18 protein-coding genes and 1 pseudogene are annotated in these 16,190 nt (G+C 74.0%); 13 read left to right on the top strand and 6 right to left on the bottom strand.

Going from position 1 to position 16,190, the window contains the following annotated elements; genetic code table 11:
- Positions 1 to 179 precede the first annotated feature (179 nt).
- On the top strand, positions 180 to 422 hold the full coding sequence (locus tag ACZ7MY_RS33135) for an exodeoxyribonuclease VII small subunit (RefSeq protein ID WP_499607203.1): 243 nt from the start codon (positions 180 to 182) through the stop codon (positions 420 to 422).
- Between the two features lie 60 nt (positions 423 to 482).
- On the opposite strand, the gene xseA is transcribed toward ACZ7MY_RS33135, so the two are convergent.
- A complete protein-coding gene (xseA, locus tag ACZ7MY_RS33130; RefSeq protein WP_499607200.1) occupies positions 483 to 1,691 on the bottom strand; it encodes an exodeoxyribonuclease VII large subunit in 1,209 nt (402 codons plus the stop codon).
- Between the two features lie 152 nt (positions 1,692 to 1,843).
- Here xseA and ACZ7MY_RS33125 point away from each other — a divergent pair, with 152 nt between their 5' ends.
- From ACZ7MY_RS33125 to ppgK, 3 genes are all read left to right on the top strand, one after another.
- Positions 1,844 to 2,035, top strand: coding sequence for a hypothetical protein (locus tag ACZ7MY_RS33125; protein WP_499607198.1), 192 nt, complete (start codon positions 1,844 to 1,846; stop codon positions 2,033 to 2,035).
- A gap of 155 nt (positions 2,036 to 2,190) precedes the next feature.
- Positions 2,191 to 3,186, top strand: a complete 996-nt coding sequence (locus ACZ7MY_RS33120) for a 4-hydroxy-3-methylbut-2-enyl diphosphate reductase (RefSeq protein ID WP_499607195.1) — start codon at positions 2,191 to 2,193, stop codon at positions 3,184 to 3,186.
- 29 nt (positions 3,187 to 3,215) lie between these two features.
- Positions 3,216 to 3,959, top strand: coding sequence for a polyphosphate--glucose phosphotransferase (ppgK, locus tag ACZ7MY_RS33115; protein WP_499607193.1), 744 nt, complete (start codon positions 3,216 to 3,218; stop codon positions 3,957 to 3,959).
- Positions 3,960 to 4,041: 82 nt separating this feature from the next.
- Here ppgK and ACZ7MY_RS33110 read toward each other — a convergent pair whose 3' ends face one another.
- Positions 4,042 to 4,584 (bottom strand): DUF6542 domain-containing protein, encoded by a 543-nt coding sequence (locus ACZ7MY_RS33110; RefSeq protein WP_499607191.1) that lies wholly within the window; start codon positions 4,582 to 4,584, stop codon positions 4,042 to 4,044.
- 191 nt (positions 4,585 to 4,775) lie between these two features.
- On the opposite strand from ACZ7MY_RS33110, the gene ychF reads away from it, so the two are divergent.
- A complete protein-coding gene (ychF, locus tag ACZ7MY_RS33105; protein ID WP_499607188.1) occupies positions 4,776 to 5,864 on the top strand; it encodes a redox-regulated ATPase YchF in 1,089 nt (362 codons plus the stop codon).
- A 112-nt stretch (positions 5,865 to 5,976) separates the two neighbouring features.
- Here the strand turns inward: ychF and ACZ7MY_RS33100 are convergent, their stop codons facing one another.
- Positions 5,977 to 6,558 carry a Uma2 family endonuclease gene (locus ACZ7MY_RS33100; protein ID WP_499607185.1) on the bottom strand — a complete coding sequence of 194 codons (582 nt, stop codon included), beginning with the start codon at positions 6,556 to 6,558 and terminating at the stop codon, positions 5,977 to 5,979.
- 231 nt (positions 6,559 to 6,789) lie between these two features.
- Positions 6,790 to 6,885: pseudogene (locus tag ACZ7MY_RS33095) on the bottom strand (type II toxin-antitoxin system RelE family toxin); the annotation flags it as partial.
- A 129-nt stretch (positions 6,886 to 7,014) separates the two neighbouring features.
- On the opposite strand from ACZ7MY_RS33095, the gene ACZ7MY_RS33090 reads away from it, so the two are divergent.
- Together ACZ7MY_RS33090 and ACZ7MY_RS33085 are read left to right on the top strand one after the other, a co-directional pair.
- The gene (locus ACZ7MY_RS33090) at positions 7,015 to 7,422 is read left to right on the top strand and encodes a hypothetical protein (protein ID WP_499607183.1); all 408 of its coding nucleotides are present in this window, start codon (positions 7,015 to 7,017) and stop codon (positions 7,420 to 7,422) included.
- A 265-nt stretch (positions 7,423 to 7,687) separates the two neighbouring features.
- Positions 7,688 to 8,758, top strand: a complete 1,071-nt coding sequence (locus tag ACZ7MY_RS33085; protein ID WP_499607181.1) for a DUF4190 domain-containing protein — start codon at positions 7,688 to 7,690, stop codon at positions 8,756 to 8,758.
- Here the strand turns inward: ACZ7MY_RS33085 and ACZ7MY_RS33080 are convergent.
- Positions 8,697 to 9,401, bottom strand: coding sequence for a response regulator (locus ACZ7MY_RS33080; RefSeq protein ID WP_499607180.1), 705 nt, complete (start codon positions 9,399 to 9,401; stop codon positions 8,697 to 8,699). The genes ACZ7MY_RS33085 and ACZ7MY_RS33080 overlap by 62 nt on opposite strands.
- Positions 9,398 to 10,594 (bottom strand): sensor histidine kinase, encoded by a 1,197-nt coding sequence (locus ACZ7MY_RS33075; protein ID WP_499607177.1) that lies wholly within the window; start codon positions 10,592 to 10,594, stop codon positions 9,398 to 9,400. Before ACZ7MY_RS33075 ends, ACZ7MY_RS33080 begins: the two co-directional genes overlap by 4 nt.
- 212 nt (positions 10,595 to 10,806) lie before the next feature.
- Between ACZ7MY_RS33075 and ACZ7MY_RS33070 the strand changes: the two genes are divergently transcribed.
- The 6 genes from ACZ7MY_RS33070 to ACZ7MY_RS33045 all read left to right on the top strand — a co-directional run bounded on the left by ACZ7MY_RS33070 (position 10,807) and on the right by ACZ7MY_RS33045 (position 16,163).
- A complete protein-coding gene (locus tag ACZ7MY_RS33070; protein WP_499607175.1) occupies positions 10,807 to 11,847 on the top strand; it encodes a carboxymuconolactone decarboxylase family protein in 1,041 nt (346 codons plus the stop codon).
- Between the two features lie 152 nt (positions 11,848 to 11,999).
- On the top strand, positions 12,000 to 12,971 hold the full coding sequence (locus ACZ7MY_RS33065) for a hypothetical protein (protein WP_499607172.1): 972 nt from the start codon (positions 12,000 to 12,002) through the stop codon (positions 12,969 to 12,971).
- Positions 12,972 to 13,138: 167 nt separating this feature from the next.
- Positions 13,139 to 14,425, top strand: a complete 1,287-nt coding sequence (locus ACZ7MY_RS33060) for a M14 family zinc carboxypeptidase (protein ID WP_499607170.1) — start codon at positions 13,139 to 13,141, stop codon at positions 14,423 to 14,425.
- A gap of 90 nt (positions 14,426 to 14,515) precedes the next feature.
- A complete protein-coding gene (locus ACZ7MY_RS33055) occupies positions 14,516 to 15,271 on the top strand; it encodes a GntR family transcriptional regulator (RefSeq protein WP_499607167.1) in 756 nt (251 codons plus the stop codon).
- Between the two features lie 290 nt (positions 15,272 to 15,561).
- On the top strand, positions 15,562 to 15,999 hold the full coding sequence (locus tag ACZ7MY_RS33050) for an RpiB/LacA/LacB family sugar-phosphate isomerase (protein ID WP_499607164.1): 438 nt from the start codon (positions 15,562 to 15,564) through the stop codon (positions 15,997 to 15,999).
- Positions 15,996 to 16,163: an SPOR domain-containing protein gene (locus ACZ7MY_RS33045; RefSeq protein WP_361808082.1), complete on the top strand. Its 168-nt coding sequence runs from the start codon at positions 15,996 to 15,998 to the stop codon at positions 16,161 to 16,163. Before ACZ7MY_RS33050 ends, ACZ7MY_RS33045 begins: the two co-directional genes overlap by 4 nt.
- Positions 16,164 to 16,190: the final 27 nt, after the last annotated feature.

Below are 16,190 nucleotides of genomic sequence, written 5' to 3'. Positions count from 1 at the left end.
CACCCCCCAGGTCATCCCTTCGACAGGGGGCAACAGTCATACCGGGCCCGGAGGCCAGCGGCCCTCTTGCAGGACCGCGAAAAAGATAACGGGGGGAGAGCCCCGTGCCGCACCCCGTGGCCGCGACGGGGACCTGCGCGCTCGGCCGTCGTGTCGGAGGACGGCCCTAGGCTGGTGCCATGGCAGATCAGGACACGCTGGGGTACGAGCAGGCCCGCGACGAACTCGTCGACGTCGTTCGCCGTCTGGAGGCCGGCGGCTCCACGCTGGAGGAGTCCCTCGCCCTGTGGGAACGCGGGGAGCAGCTGGCCAAGGTGTGCCGCGACTGGCTGGAGGGCGCCCGCGCCCGGCTGGACGCGGCCCTGGCGCAGGAGTCCGGCGGCACCGCAGGCGAGGGGCCGGAGGCCGCGGAGGAGGAATGACCGGTCACCGGTCCCCGGACCGGTGACCTTCGCCTTCGTCGTCGCCGCGGCCGTGGCCGGTCAGCGCGTGACGCGGACGGTGAACTCGCCCCCCGCCACGCGGGCGCGCAGCTTCTCCTCCTCGGACACCTCGTCCGCGGCACGCACGACCTGACCGTCCTCGCGCTGCAGCACCGCGTACCCCCGCTGCAGCGTGGCGGCCGGGGAGAGCGCCAGGACCCGGGCCCGGGTGTGCGCCAGCTCGTCGTCCGCCCGCTCCAGGCGGTGCCGCAGATGCCGCCGGGACCGCTCCAGCAGGGCGGCGACCTGCTCCTCCCGCTCGTCCACCATCAGCTGGGGCCGCGCCATGCACGGCCGGCTCACCGCGGCGGCGAGCCCCCGCTCCTCCCGGTCCAGCAGCCCGCGCATCACCCGCAGCGACCGCTGCCGCAGCTGCTCGACCCGGGCCAGCTCCTCGCCCACGTCCGGCACGACCCGCTTGGCCGCGTCGGTCGGCGTCGAGGCCCGCAGATCGGCCACCAGGTCCAGCAGCGGGGTGTCCGGCTCGTGCCCGATCGCCGACACCACCGGAGTACGGCACTCCGCGACCGTCCGCACCAGCCGCTCGTCCGAGAACGGCAGCAGGTCCTCCACGCTGCCGCCGCCCCGCGCCACGATGATCACGTCGACCTCGGGACGGGCGTCCAGGTCGCGCACCGCCTCGATCACCTGCGGCACCGCGTACGCCCCCTGGACGGGCACGTTGCGCACCTCGAAGCGGACCGCGGGCCAGCGCAGCCGCGCGTTCTCCAGCACGTCCCGCTCGGCGGCCGAGGCCCGGCCGCAGACCAGCCCGATCAGCTGGGGCAGGAACGGCAGCGGCCGCTTGCGCTCCGGCGCGAACAGGCCCTCGGCCGCCAGCCGCTTCTTCAGCTGCTCCAGCCGCAGCAGCAGGTCGCCGACGCCTATCGGACGGATCTCCGCCGCGCGCAGCGACAGCTGGCCGCGCGGCGCGTACCACTCCGGCTTGGCGTGCACCACGACCCGGGCGCCCTCGCCGACCGCGCCGTCGAAGGCGTCGAAGACCGCACGGCGGCACGTCACGCTGAGCGAGATGTCGTGCGACGGATCGCGCAGCGTCAGGAACACCACGCCGGCCCCCGGGCGCCGGGACAACTGGGTGATCTGCCCCTCGACCCACACCGGACCGAGCCGGTCGACCCAGCCGCCGATCAGCCGGGACACCTCGCCGACCGGGATCGGCGTCTCCGCGGACGTGTTCACAGCCATACGCCGAGACTAGCCCCCGCCACGGACAGTGACGCCCCCGCGGCCCGACCCGAATGGCACGCCCCGCTGTCCCCGCCCCGCGCCCCCGCGCACCCTGGGGGCAGCGGTGCCGCCGGCGGCACCGGCTCCACCGACAGGTCCTGGGAGGTCCCATGCGCCGACCCGGCCGGTACGGCTGGACCCCGTCCGAACGGCCGCCGCGGGTCCACGCCGGGTTCCGCGTCGGCCGCTACGGACCCGGCTGCGGCTGCTTCAGCTGCCTGCCCCTGGCGGGGGCCGCCCTGGCGACCGGCTGGGTGCTCGCCGCCCGCCGTGCCGCACGGGGCCGGCGCGGCTGCCGCTGAGCCCCCTCGCCGTGTGCCCGCCCCGCGCTCCCCGGCCGGCCGTCCCGCCGGGCACCGCGCGTGCGCCCCGGGACGCTCCGGGACCGCCCCCGCACCCCCGTCCGGAGCACCCGGGGCAGGGGTGGGGCCCCGTCCGGGGCCCGTACGATGGGCACATGACCGCTACGACTTCCCGCCGCGTCCTGCTCGCCGCCCCGCGAGGCTACTGCGCGGGTGTGGACCGTGCCGTGATCGCCGTCGAGAAGGCCCTGGAGCAGTACGGGGCCCCGATCTACGTCCGCCACGAGATCGTCCACAACAAGTACGTCGTGCAGACCCTGGAGCGGAAGGGCGCGATCTTCGTCGAGCAGACGGAGGAGGTGCCGCCGGGATCGATCGTGATGTTCTCCGCCCACGGCGTCGCCCCGGTCGTCCACGAGGAGGCCGCCAAGGGCCGGCTCGCCACGATCGACGCGACCTGCCCCCTGGTCACCAAGGTCCACAAGGAGGCCGTGCGGTTCGCGAACGAGGACTACGACATCCTCCTGATCGGCCACGAGGGCCACGAGGAGGTCATCGGCACCTCCGGCGAGGCCCCCGACCACATCACCCTGGTCGACGGCCCCGGCGACGTCGAGAAGGTCGAGGTCCGCGACCCGTCCAAGGTGGTCTGGCTCTCCCAGACCACGCTCTCCGTGGACGAGACCATGGAGACCGTCGACGCGCTCAAGGAGAAGTTCCCGCTGCTGATCTCGCCGCCGAGCGACGACATCTGCTACGCCACGCAGAACCGGCAGCTGGCCGTGAAGCAGATGGGCGCCGAGGCGGACCTGGTCATCGTCGTCGGCTCGCGCAACTCCTCCAACTCCGTGCGCCTGGTGGAGGTCGCCAAGCTGGCCGGCGCCCGCGCCGCCTACCTGGTCGACTTCGCCGACGAGATCGAGGAGGCGTGGCTGGACGGCGTCTCCACGGTCGGCGTCACCTCCGGCGCCTCCGTGCCCGAGGTGCTCGTCGAGCAGGTGCTGGAGTGGCTGTCCGCCCGCGGCTTCGAGGACGTGGAGATCGTCAAGGCCGCGGAGGAGTCGATCACCTTCTCGCTGCCCAAGGAACTCCGCCGCGACCTGCGCGCGGAGGCCGGCGAACTCATGCGGGGCGACACCTCCGAGGGGTGACCGACCGTGCCACGTCGTAGCGTTGGGGCATGAGCGTTTTCGGTGTGGACATCGGCGGATCGGGCATCAAGGGTGCCCCGGTCGACCTCGGGCGTGGCGACCTGGCGGAGGAGCGCTTCAAAGTGCTCACCCCCCATCCCGCGACCCCGGACGCCGTCGCGGAGTGCGTGAAGCAGGTCGTGGACCACTTCGGGTGGACGGGCCCGGTGGGGGCCACGTTCCCCGGAGTGGTGACGCACGGCATGACACGTACGGCGGCGAACGTCGACAAGGGCTGGATCGACATGGACGCCGCCGGGCTCCTGTCGCAGAAGGTCGGCTGCGCGGTGACGCTGCTCAACGACGCGGACGCCGCCGGCATGGCGGAGATGGAGTACGGGGCGGGCCGCGGCCGCAAGGGCACGGTCATCGTGCTCACCCTCGGCACCGGCATCGGCAGCGCCGTCTTCATCGACGGCGCCCTGCTGCCCAACACGGAGCTGGGCCACCTCGAACTGCACGGCCACGACGCCGAGACGAAGGCCTCCACCAAGGCGAAGGACGACGAGGGCCTCACCTGGGAGCACTGGGCCAAGCGCGTGCACAAGTACCTCGCCCACGTCGAGATGCTCTTCTCGCCCGAGCTGTTCATCCTCGGCGGCGGGGTCAGCCGCAAGGCCGACAAGTTCCTTCCGCTCCTGACCGGCATCAGGGCCGAGATCGTGCCGGCCGCGCTGCAGAACAACGCGGGCATCGTCGGCGCGGGCATGGCGGCGGCCGCGGTCCGCTCCTGACCGCGGCGGCCGGCGAGGTGGCCGGGGACCGGTGCCCGTGGGGCACCCCCCCGGCCACCCGGGGCCGCGGCGGCGGGCGCCGTCAGCGGCGCCGTTCGCGCATCACATAGGCCACCTTCCGCCCGGCCGCGATCATCGCGGCACCGACCGTGCCGCCGTACAGCCAGCCCGTCAGGGTGGCCAGTCCGGTCAGCAGGCCCATCACATGGCCCGTGAAGCCCCCGCCGTCGCCGTCGGCCGTCACGGCCAGCGCGATGGTGAAGGCGATGGGCGCGCTGACCGGCGCCGCCGACAGGTCGTACGGCCGTACGAAGGCGCCTGCGGCGAGGCAGGCCAGCAGGAAGACGACCCCGAAGAGGGTGCCGGGCTCGCCCGTGATCAGCGAGTCCGCGGCGCCGCCCGCGAGCGCGGTCAGCGTGAGGAAGACGCCCGTGCCCAGTCCGGTCAGCCGGGGCTCCGTCCGGCGCAGCCGTGCCACCCGCAGCAGCAACTGCCCCCGGGGCAGACCGCCCCGGACGGCTGTCGCGCCCTGCGGGCGACGCTGCGGGCGGACCGGCCGCGGCAGCGGGGAGGCGGCGGTGGGGGCACCGTTCTTGTGGGGTGTGCGCGCACTGTGTTGCTCCACGCACCCAACGTAGGCGCCGGGGAGGGGGGAAACGGGGGCAGGACACGACTTTTCACCGCCTCAGGGGGCTGCTCGGGGCGCGGCCCACCCGGGGGCCGCTGCGTTCCGTAGACTGGTGGATCGGTCCGCCGGTCGCCCCGCCCGGGCGCGGCGGCCCATTCCACCCACATCTCGCTACGGGAAGTCGTCACGTGTCGCTCACGATCGGAATCGTCGGCCTGCCGAACGTCGGCAAGTCGACCCTGTTCAACGCCCTGACCAAGAACGACGTGCTGGCGGCCAACTACCCGTTCGCCACGATCGAGCCCAACGTCGGCGTGGTCGGCGTCCCCGACCCGCGTCTGGACACGCTCGCCGGGATCTTCGAGTCGCAGCGCAAGCTTCCCGCGACCGTGGACTTCGTCGACATCGCCGGCATCGTGCGCGGCGCCAGCGAGGGCGCGGGCCTGGGCAACAAGTTCCTCGCGAACATCCGCGAGTCCGACGCGATCTGCCAGGTCATCCGGGCCTTCGTCGACCCGGACGTGGTCCACGTCGACGGCAAGGTGTCGCCCAAGGACGACATCGAGACGATCAACACCGAGCTGATCCTCGCCGACCTGCAGACCATCGAGAAGGTCGTGCCGCGGCTGACGAAGGAGGCCCGCCTCCAGAAGGAGAAGGCCTCGGTGCTCGCCGCCGTCCAGGAGGCCCAGCAGATCCTGGAGGACGGCCGCACGCTGTTCTCCGCCGGCATCACCGCCGGCACCGAGAAGGGCGCCCTGCTGCACGAGCTGCACCTGCTGACGACCAAGCCCTTCCTCTACGTCTTCAACGTCGACGAGGACGAGCTGGCCGACGAGGCCTTCAAGGCCGAGCAGCGGGCCCTGGTCGCCCCGGCCGAGGCGATCTTCCTGAACGCCAAGATCGAGTCCGAGCTCATCGAGCTGGAGGACGACGAGGCCCTGGAGCTGCTGCAGTCCATGGGCCAGGACGAGCCGGGCCTCGCCACCCTCGCCCGGGTCGGCTTCGACACCCTCGGCCTGCAGACGTACCTCACCGCGGGCCCCAAGGAGGCCCGGGCCTGGACGATCAAGAAGGGCGCCACCGCCCCCGAGGCCGCCGGTGTCATCCACACCGACTTCCAGAAGGGCTTCATCAAGGCGGAGATCGTCTCCTTCGACGACCTGGTGGAGATCGGCTCCATCCCCGAGGCCCGCGCCAAGGGCAAGGCCCGCATGGAGGGCAAGGACTACGTCATGCAGGACGGCGACGTGGTGGAGTTCCGCTTCAACGTGTAATCGATTCGTTACTGCACGTGAGATGATTTCGTCAAACGTGCAAGTCGGCAGGGGTCGGACTCCGGCGAGTCCGACCCCTGCTGCATTCCCGTGCTGACTTCGTGCCGACTTTTCAACTGCTTCGGGGTGGCGTGAGCTTGTCGAGGTCCAGGCTGACCGGGAAGGGCACCGGGCGCTGGAGGGTGCCTCGGAAGATCCCGGCGGGCGCGTAGGCGCCGGTGGGTTCGTCGAGCTCGTAGACGTGGACGACAGGTGCCCCGCTCTCGTCCTCGATGCACCAGTAGTGCGGGATGCCGGCCTCCGCGTACTTGCGGAGTTTGACTGTGCGATCGCGATGGGCGGACTCCGGGGAGACGACTTCGACGACGAGCCGGACATCCTCCGGTGCGAACCAGGTACGGTCGCCGTCGAAATCGGCCGTCGTCACCAGCAGGTCCGGTTCGGGACGGTTGCGCTGGTCGAGCTTGATGGTCATCTCGCGGCCGACTCTGGTGTCGGCGGGCACCTGCTCCATGAGTGCGACGGTGAGCATGGTGACGAGGTGGCCGTGCCACCACCTCTGGGGCGACATCAGGAAGACGAGGGCTCCATCGATCAGCTCGGTGTGGCGGGGTGCCTCGGGGAGGCGGTCGAGGTCCTCCGCGAACCAGCCTTCCGCGCGTGGCGGGCGCATCCAGTCGGGCAGTGCGGTCATGGCTTCACGTTAACGGCCCGCAGCTCAGGCTGGAGGGCCAACCATCCCGGCCCGGGGTTTTCCGCAACTTGCACCCCCGCAACCAGCCACCCGCCTGGCATCCGGCCATGAGCGACTCATCGGTCCAGAGGCCCCTGCGGGCGATCCATTCCTCACCAGCGTTCGCGAACGTCCGCTAGTACAGCTGAACCTTGACGTGGAGGCGCAATGACGCGCTGGAATCAAGGGCGGTCAACCGTTGACGCGCTCATCGCGCTCCCCGTTGTCGATCGTGTAGACGACTCGGTGGTCGCCGACCCTCAGGCGCCGGCGCTCGGGCTGCGATACGTCTGGTAGCGACCCGCGACGGCCGCGCACGGTGACGGGCAGCCGATCGTTGTCCCCGTAGGTCACAGCACGGCGACGGAAACCGCGCAGCGGCGGAGGCCGGGGGCGCCGGGCGCCACCATGGCGGGCATGATGCGTACACGCCTCAGTGCCGCGGCGCTGCTCGCCGCCGTACTCCTCGCTGTCCCCGCCTGCAGCTCCGGCAGTGACGACGCCGGCGAGCCCGGCGGCGGCGCCACGCCGTCCGCCGGGGCGCCCGGTTCGAAGGTGCCGGACATCAGCGAGGGCGTCCCGCAGGAGCCGACCGGGGCCGAACGCGCGGCGCTCGTCGCCGCGCTCAAGGCGGTCGACCCGGCCCTGGCCGCCGACGCCGACAAGGCCGTGGCCAACGCGCGCCAGCAGTGCGCCACCATCACCGGCGGCGGCAACGCGGCGGCCGCCGCCCAGTCGCGCTTCGGCAGCGCCGGCCACCAGGTCACGGAGGAAGAGGCCAAGGCCATCAACGCGGTGCTGGAGCAGACCCTCTGCCCGTCCTGAACCCGCCCCGCCCCGCATCGCCTACGGGGTACGGGGCCGGGTCGGCGGCCACCGGGTTGATGCTGCCGAAGCGGACCAGTCCCCGGGCCTGCGACAGGAAGAGGGAGCCGCAGCAGACGTCCACGGTGATCTCGGTGTCGAAGGCCTCGCCGTGCTCGGACGTGTGCGCCGGAACCCTGGCGGTGGCCACCGGATGCAGGGGGCCGGGGGAGGGATATATTCGCGCGGGCGTTCGTCGCTTCGCCCTTCCGTGAGGAGCCGTTCCGTGCAGCCTCCGTCGTTTCCCTCGTACCCCGACCGGCCGGTGCTCCCGCCCGTGGCGCGGCGGGCGCCGCTGAACGGGCTCGCCGTGGCCGCGCTGGTGACCGGGCTGCTGTGCCTGCCGCCGGTGGCCGGTGTCGTGCTGGGGAGCATCGCGCTGGTGCAGATCAGGCGGACGGGCGCGCGCGGCAGGGGCATGGCCGTCACCGGGCTGGTGCTGTCGGCCGTCGGCACGCTGCTGTGCGCGTTCGTGCTCGCCGGTGGCGCGGGCGCCTTCGTCAAGGGCTTCAAGGAGGGCGCCCGGGACGGGGCGCGGGACGGCGGCGCACTCTCGCTGCGCCGGGGCGAGTGCTTCGGCACCTCAGGCGCCGGCGTGGAGGACCCGGAAGCCGGCATGGACGCCGTGCCGTGCGCCCGGCGGCACGCGGCGGAGGTGGTCGGGGCGTTCCGGCTGCCCGGGTCCCAGGACTACCCGGGCGACGCGGCGCTCGAGGACCGTGTGGAGGAGCGCTGCCGGCGGCTGGCCGACGGCTACGCCATGGACAGCTGGGCGGTCCCGCCGGACGTCAAGGTGTACTACTACGCCCCGGACCGGGAGAGCTGGAAGCTCGGCGACCGTGCGGTGACCTGCGTGTTCGGCAAGGCGAAGGGGACGCTCGAGGGCTCGTTGCGGCAGGACGCGAGCACCCTCGACGCGCACCAACTCGCCTACCTCGAAGCCGCCGGCGCCCTCAACGAGGTCATGGCCAAGGGGCCCGAGGAGGAGTACGTCGAGGACGACCTCGACGGCTACCGGGAGTGGGCCGGCCGGGTCGCGGTGGCCCTCGCCGCGGAGGCCCGGGCGCTCGAGGCCCACGACTGGCCGGCCCGCGCCGCGGAACCGGTCGCGGCGCTCGCGGCGGAGGCCGGGAAGGCCCGCGTTCTGTGGGCCAGGGCCGCCGAGGCGGAGGACGCGGACGCCTACTACGAGCACTACGAGGCCGCCGACGCCCACAGCGGTCACGGCGAGGCCGTCAGGGCCCGGGAGGCCCTGGGGCTGGCCACGACGGTCGCGGCGGCGAACCCTTCGGTGTGATCAGCCCGGACTCGTAGGCGTAGACGACGAGTTGGGCGCGGTCGCGGGCACCCAGCTTGGTCATCGCGCGGCTCACATGGGTCTTGGCGGTCAGCGGGCTGATGACCATCCGCCCGGCGACCTCGTCGTTGCTGAGCCCGCGGGCGACGAGCGCGAGCACCTCGCGCTCCCGGTTGGTCAGCGCCTCCAGGCCCGCCACGTGCGTGGCGTCGGGCGGCCGTGAGACGAACTCGCCGATCAGCCTGCGGGTGATGGCGGGGGAGAGCAGGGCGTCGCCGCGCCGGGCGACGTGGATGGCCTGGACGAGGTCGGCGGGTTCGGTGTCCTTCAGCAGGAAGCCGCTGGCGCCGGCGCGCAGCGCGTCGAAGACGTACTCGTCCAGGCCGTAGTTGGTGAGGATGACCACGTGCACCCCGGCGAGCCGCGGGTCGGCGGCGATCAGCCGGGTCGCGCCGATCCCGTCGAGGACCGGCATCTGGACGTCCAGGAGCACCACGTCGGGCACGTGCCGCCGGGCGAGTTCGACGCCCTGCTGCCCGTCGCCCGCCTCGGCCACCACCTCGATGCCCTCCTCGGCGTCGAGCAGGGCGCGGAAACCGGCCCGCATCAGGGCCTGGTCGTCGACGATCAGCACACGGATCACGACACCTCCTCCAGCGGCGCCCCGCCCGGCTTCGCCGCGGCGGCCGCCGGCAGCGCGTCCAGGGGGAGTTCGGCCCGTACGGAGAAGCCGCCCTCGGGCCGCGGCCCCGCCCGCAGCCGTCCGCCGAGCGCGGCCACCCGCTCCCGCATCCCGGTCAGCCCGACCCCGGGCACCGTGCCGTCGGCGGGGGTCGCCGTGCCGTCGTCGTCGACCTGCACGACCAGTTCCCGGTCGCCGTACTCGATGCGGACGGTGGCCCGGGGCTCCGGCCCGGCGTGCCGGGTGACGTTGGTGAGGGCCTCCTGCACGATGCGGTACGCGGCCCGGTCGACCCCGTCGGCCAGCGGCCGTTCGCGTCCGCCGACCGTGACGCTGGTCGGCAGCCCGGCCGTGCGCGAGCGCTCCACCAGGTCCTCGATCCGGTCCAGCCCGTGGCTGCCGCCGGTGCCGCGCAGCACCTCCAGGGTGGCGCGCAGCTCCCGCATCGCCTCCCCGCTCGCCTCCTGGATCGCCAGCAGCGTGTCGGGCACCTCCTCGCCGCGCTTGCGGGCCAGGTGCACGGCGACCCCGGCCTGCAGCTTGATGATCGAGATGCTGTGGGTGAGCGAGTCGTGCAGCTCCCGGGCGATCCGCAGCCGCTCCTCGCCGGCCCGGCGCAACGCGGCCTCCTCGCGGGTGCGTTCGGCGTCCAGGGCCCGTCGCTCCAGCTGCTCCAGGTAGGCCCGGCGGTGCCGGCCCACCACGGCCATGGCGACCGAGGCCAGGAACCAGCCGAGCAGCAGCGCGGTGGACTGCGCGGAGGTGGGCGCGGGCTGCCCGGAGGCGAGGTAGCCGGCGAGGAACGTCAGGGCCGACACCTGCACCGGAAGCCGCTTGCCGCCCGCCCTGACGGTCATGTGGACGGCGACCAGCACGGGGAACGCCGCCGAGGGCCCGGGGTGCACCCGCAGCGCGTACGCCAGCATGCAGCCGGTGCACAGCAGCAGCGCCGCCGCGGGACGGCGGCGGCTCCCGCACACGGCCAGCGTGCCCACCAGGCCCAGTGCCAGGTCGAGGGCGTTCGCGGGGTGCGGCCCGCCGGGCAGCAGCAGGACTCCCGCGGCGAGGACGAGACCCGCCACGGCGTCGAAGGCGAGGCCCCGCCACCCCCGCAGCCCGGCCCATCCCTGACGCCCGATCAGCGTGCCACCCATGCCCGCACCCTACGCCGCCGCACCGGGCGGCACGTCCTCCCCGAAGACGGCTCCGCGGCTACTCCCGGCGGAGTAGTGCGGCCCGCGCCCGCGGCGCCCGGAGCAGCGGCAGGTCCCTTCCCGCGGACGACGACCGGACGGCCCCCGGACGGCCACGATCGACCCGTCGCGCACACCAGCGTCCACGAGCCCGTCAGCGAGGAGGCCCGGCCATGCCCACGCCCTTCCGTCTCACCACCCCCGCGCCGCCCGGCGGCGCCACGGGCCGGACCGCCGCGGTCTACGCCCAGCTCGCCGCCGACTTCGGCATCGGTCACGCGCCCACCTTCGTGGCGTTGTCGGCCGCCCCCGACCTGCTCGCGGCGGCCTGGGCCGTGCTGCGCGAGTCGCTGCTCGCCGGCCGCGTGCCGCGGGCCGACAAGGAACTGGTCGCCGTCGGGGTGTCGGCGGCGAACCGCTGCCCGTTCTGCGTGGACGCGCACACCGTCCTGCTGCACGCCACCGGCGACCACCGTCTCGCCGAGACCGTCGCCCGCGGCGGCACGCCGGGCGACCCCGGGCAGGCGGCGCTGGTCGCCTGGGGCAGGGCGACCGCGACCCCCGGCGCCCCGGCGGCCGCGGCGTACCCCTTCGCCCCGCGGGACGCGCCGGAGTTCGTCGGCACCGCCCTCGCCTTCCACTTCGTCAACCGGATGGTGTCCGCGCTGCTGACCGAGGACCTGCTCCCCGGCGGGCTGCAGCGGCTGCGGCTGGTGCGCAGCCTCGGCGGCCGGGCGCTGGCCCGCACCGTCCGCAGGCCGCTGCCGCCCGGGGCCAGCCTGCCCCTGCTGCGCGGCCCGGCCGGGCCCGCGCCGCGGTGGGCCGCCGACGCCCCGGTGGGCACCGCCTTCGCGGCGCTGCGGCGGGCCGCGGCCGCCGGCGGGGAACGGCTGGGCGACACGGCCCGGGAGGCGGTCGTGGCCGCCGTGGACGCCTGGGACGGCACGCCGCCGCCGCTCGGCGGCGATCCGGCCGCCGCGGCGCTCGCAGCCGTGCCCGCCGCCGAACGCCCCGGCGCCCGGTTGGCGTTGCTCGCCGCCCTCGCCCCGTACCGGATCACCGAGGCCGACGCGGAGGCCTGGCGGATCGCCGATCCCGACCCCTACGACGCCGATCTGGTGCGGCTGCTGGCCTTCGGCGCCATGACCGCCGTGAGCAGGATCGAAACCTCGCTCCACGAGTCTTTGCGTCGCCCCAGGTTGACAGCCCATTGACAGAACCACGACGATGCGTGGTGCCACTGGGGCCGATGAGCCCCGTGTGCACTTCGACCACTCGCCCGGTGACGCCTCGGCCTGCTCACGTACGGGGAGAGCTGCCGTCAGCCGCGCCCGCCGGGCCACGCAACGCCAAGATTGGGTTCTGCATGTCCATATCGCGACGTGTCACCGTCGGACGGCTGCTGGGCGTGAGCGCCGCGGCCGTCGCCCTCACCGCCGTGGGTGCCACCTCCGCCTGGGCCGGCGACTGCCCGGGCGGCAAGGGCTGGGACCGCGGTGGCCACCACGGCTACAAGCCCGGCCAGGGCGGTGGCACCAAGACCTCCACCGACCGCTGCGAGTTCTCGCTCGACGGTACGGCCTGGTACCCGTCGGTCAAGGTCGACGACGTCAACCTCAAGCCCGGCGAGGACGGCAAGGTCCACGTCAAGGTCCGGGTCGCGGACGGCTCCTCGTCCTGCACCGTGTCCCTCGCCTCCTACCGCACCCACGGCGCCACCTTCCAGACGTCGGGCAAGCAGGTGTTCCACGACTGGGACACCGTGAAGATCACCACCGGCACCGACACGCTCGACGTGGCCGTCCCGGACGTCACCTGCTTCGCGCAGGTCGACCTGTACTACGGCAACAAGAAGTACGACGGCGTCCTGGACGCCAACGACGGCTACGAGCACGGCGACCTGCCCGAGGGCCCGGACCACGCGGTCATCGGCGACAAGAAGATCGCCTGGTGGAACGGCGGCACGAAGGACTGCACCACGCAGACCGTCCCGTCCACCCCGGCCACCGACACCCCGACCACCCCCGCGGGCGACGAGACCACCCCCGCCGGTGACGAGACCACGCCGGCCGGCGGCGAGGAGACCTCCCCCGCCGCGACCGCGACCCCCTCGGACACCGCCCCCGCCTCCGAGGAGGCGTCGGCCTCGGCCTCCGCCTCCCCGTCCGGGTCCGTCGAGGCCGAGACCTCCGAGTCCCCCAACGGCGGCTCGGGCGACCTCGCCGAGACCGGCAGCGGCAACGTCGGCATGCTCTCGGCCGCCGCGGCCGTGCTGCTGGCCGCCGGTGGCGCCGTGGTCGTCGCGACCCGTCGCCGTCAGGCCGCCCGCCGGCACTGACCTTCGCAGGCACCCGCACCCGCCGTGCGGAGGAGGGGTACGGCTGCGTCAGCAGTCGTACCCCTCCGTCGTGCCGGGCCGGACAGCCGCCCTACGCGCTCTAGCCCCCGCTCCGTACGGATTGGAACAATCCGAACCTGACCGTAGGGACCGAGGCGGGGGGCCGCATGACATCTCCGGGGGACACCGCCGTCGGCGAGCGCTACCCGACCGTGGACGAGGTCGCCGCGGCGGCCAGGGCCCTGGCGCTGCGCAGGCCCGATGTCTGCCGGCTGCGGACGGTGGGCCTGTCCCGGGCCGGGGAGCCGCTGCTGCTCCTCTCGGTCGGGCACGGATCGCGCAACGTCCTGGTGGTGGCGGGCCCGCACGCCAACGAGATGGTCGGCGGCGCCACCGCGCTGCTGCTGGCCCGCCGGGTCACCGCCGACCCCACGCTGCGCGACGAGACCGACGCCGCCTGGCACTTCCTGCTGTGCGCGGACCCGGACGGCGCCCGGCTCAACGAGGCCGTCCCCGACGCCCGGTTCACGATGCTCGGCCACTACCGGCACTTCTTCCGCCCGCGCGCCGCGGAGCAACCCGAGTGGCTGCCGGACGACGGCACCCTGGACGGAGCCCTGCCCGAGACCCGGGCGCTGATCGGGGTCATCGACGAGTTGCGGCCGGTGCTGCAGTGCTCGCTGCACGGCATCGACGTGGGCGGCACCTTCATCCAGGTGACCCGGGACATCCCACGACTGGCGGAGCGGATCGCCAAGTCCGCCGCCGAGTTCGACATCCCCCTGGAGGCCGGCTCCTCCGACGCCTTCCACTGGCCGAGCCCCGGCCCCGGGGTGTACGTGCTGCCGCCGCCCGGCGGCCCGCCCGAGGACGCCTCCAACTCCACCTGGACGTACGCCCACCGGTACGGCGGGGTGACCGCGATAGCGGAGGTGCCCATGTGGGCGTGCGACCGCGCCGCGGACACCTCGCCGCACCCGGGTGCCGACGGGGCGCTGCGCACCGCGGGGGAGGCGCTGCGCCGCGCCAGCCTGCTGGTCGGCGGGCTCATCGGGGAGGTGCGGCCGCACCTGCCCGACGACGGCGGGCCGTTGCTGCGCGCCGCGCAGGAGATCGTGGCGGTCGGTCCGGCGCTCGCCGCCGACTGGGACCCGGCGCTGCGCACGGCGGCCGCGCCGCCGCTGCCCGCGATGACCCGGGCCCGGGTCAGCAGCGTCGAGATCTACGCGCAGCGACTGCCGTTGCGCGCCGCCGCGATGCTGCTGCGGGTGGTCCGTGCGGCGGAGCTGCCGCCCGTCCCGTCGGCGGCCGTGCGGGAACTGCTGGAGCGGCTGGTGGCGGACTGGTGCGAGGCGTACGCGACGGCGCACCGGGCCCGCTGGATCCCGGTGCGGCACCAGGCGGAGCAGCACGCCAGGGTGGTCCTGGCGGCCTTCGATCTGCTGCCCGGGTGACGCGACACGGGTAAAGCCTTGCGGAAGGCTTGCGGGTGGCAACCCTGAGTTGTCAAGCTGTTGCACACAGTCAACCCGAGGGAGGGGCACGTGCCTTTCGGTGAGCAGCCCGCGTACCTGCGCGTCGCCGAGGATCTCCGCCGGAAGATCCTCGACGGCAGCCTCCCTCCGCACACCCGCCTGCCCTCGCAGGCCCGCATCCGCGCCGAGTACGGGGTGTCGGACACCGTCGCCCTCGAGGCCCGCAAGGTGCTGATGGCCGAGGGCTTCGTCGAGGGCCGTTCCGGTTCCGGGACGTACGTGCGCGAGCGCCCCGACCCGCGGCTGGTCGTGCGCACGGGCTACCGTCCCGGCAGCGGCCAGGCGACGCCGTTCCGGCAGGAGCAGGCCGACGAGGGCTTCAAGGGCACCTGGGAGTCGAACAGCTTCCAGGACACGGCGAACGCGCGCATCGCCGAGCGGCTGGGCGTCAAGCCCGGCGACCGCGTGATGCGCACGCGCTACCTCTACCGGACGGAGGGCGAGCCGATGATGCTCGCCACGTCCTGGGAGCCGCTGTCGGTGACCGGCCGCTCGCCCGTCCTGCTGCCCGAGGAGGGCCCGCTGGCCGGCCAGGGGGTGGTGGAGCGCATGGCGGCGCTCGACGTCGTGGTCGACAACGTGGCCGAGGACGTCGGTGCCCGGCCCGGGCTCGCGGAGGAGACCGCGGTGCTGGGCGGGGTGCCCGGGCACGTCGTCATCGAGATCCGCCGTACGTACTACGCGTCGGGGCTGCCCGTCGAGACCGCGGACATCGTCATCCCGGCCGACCGCTACCGGGTGTCGTACCGGATGCCGGTGAAGTGACCCCCCTCGGGCGCCGGGCGGCGCCCGGGGAGCGGGCCGGGCCGCGCCGGCCCGGCGCCGCGGGCCGCGCCCGTTGTGCGCCGGCGCCGGCAAGGCCGCTGGTGGGCCGCGTGCCCGCGGGGCGCCGGGGGTGCGCGCGGGGCGGAGGGCGGCGCCGGGGCGCACACCGATGTACGAAGGGCGCGGGCAAGAGCCCCTTCTGAGTCAACTCCCCATCGAACATGGCCCGATCGAGTCGAATACTGCCCGAACGTGTCCGGCGCGTCACGTTCGGGCGTAGGCTCCGGCATATGCGCATCGCCGTTTCCTCGGACATGGACGAGCCGGTCGCGCGACTGGTCGTCGACGAACTGCGCCGTCGCGGGCACACCGTGGTCGCCTACGGCGCGCTGCGCGCCGGCGACCGCGAGGACTGGGCCTGGAGCGCGGAGACCGCCGCCCGCGAGGTCGCGGAGGGCCGCGCCGACCAGGCCGTCGTGTGCTGCTGGACGGGCACGGGCGCCTCCATCGCCGCCAACAAGGTGCCCGGCGTGCGCGCCGCCCTCTGCGCCGACGCGTACTCAGCTGACGGCGCCCGCAAGTGGAACGACGCCAATGCCCTCGCCCTGAGCCTGCGCCTGACCAGCGGGCCCCTGCTCCGGGAGATCCTCGACGCCTGGTTCGCCGGCGCCCCGAGCGACGAGGACGACGACCGGGCCAACGTGGCGCACCTGGAGGAGATCCGATGAGCGAGCTGGTCTGGGTCGTCATACGTCAGGACGACAACGGCAACCGCTACCGGGTCGGCCGCTACGCCACCCGGCAGGAGGCCGAACGCGTCGCCGACACCCTCGACGCCCGCGGCCACAAGCAGCTCTACCTCATCGAGCGGATAGACCGGCGCGCGTCGTAGCCGTCCGCCGCGGATAGGGTGCCGCCC

The organism is Streptomyces sp. NPDC111520, from assembly GCF_055635295.1.
The sequence above is the reverse complement of the archived record's forward strand: the minus strand, read 5'-3'. Positions and strand labels throughout refer to the sequence as shown.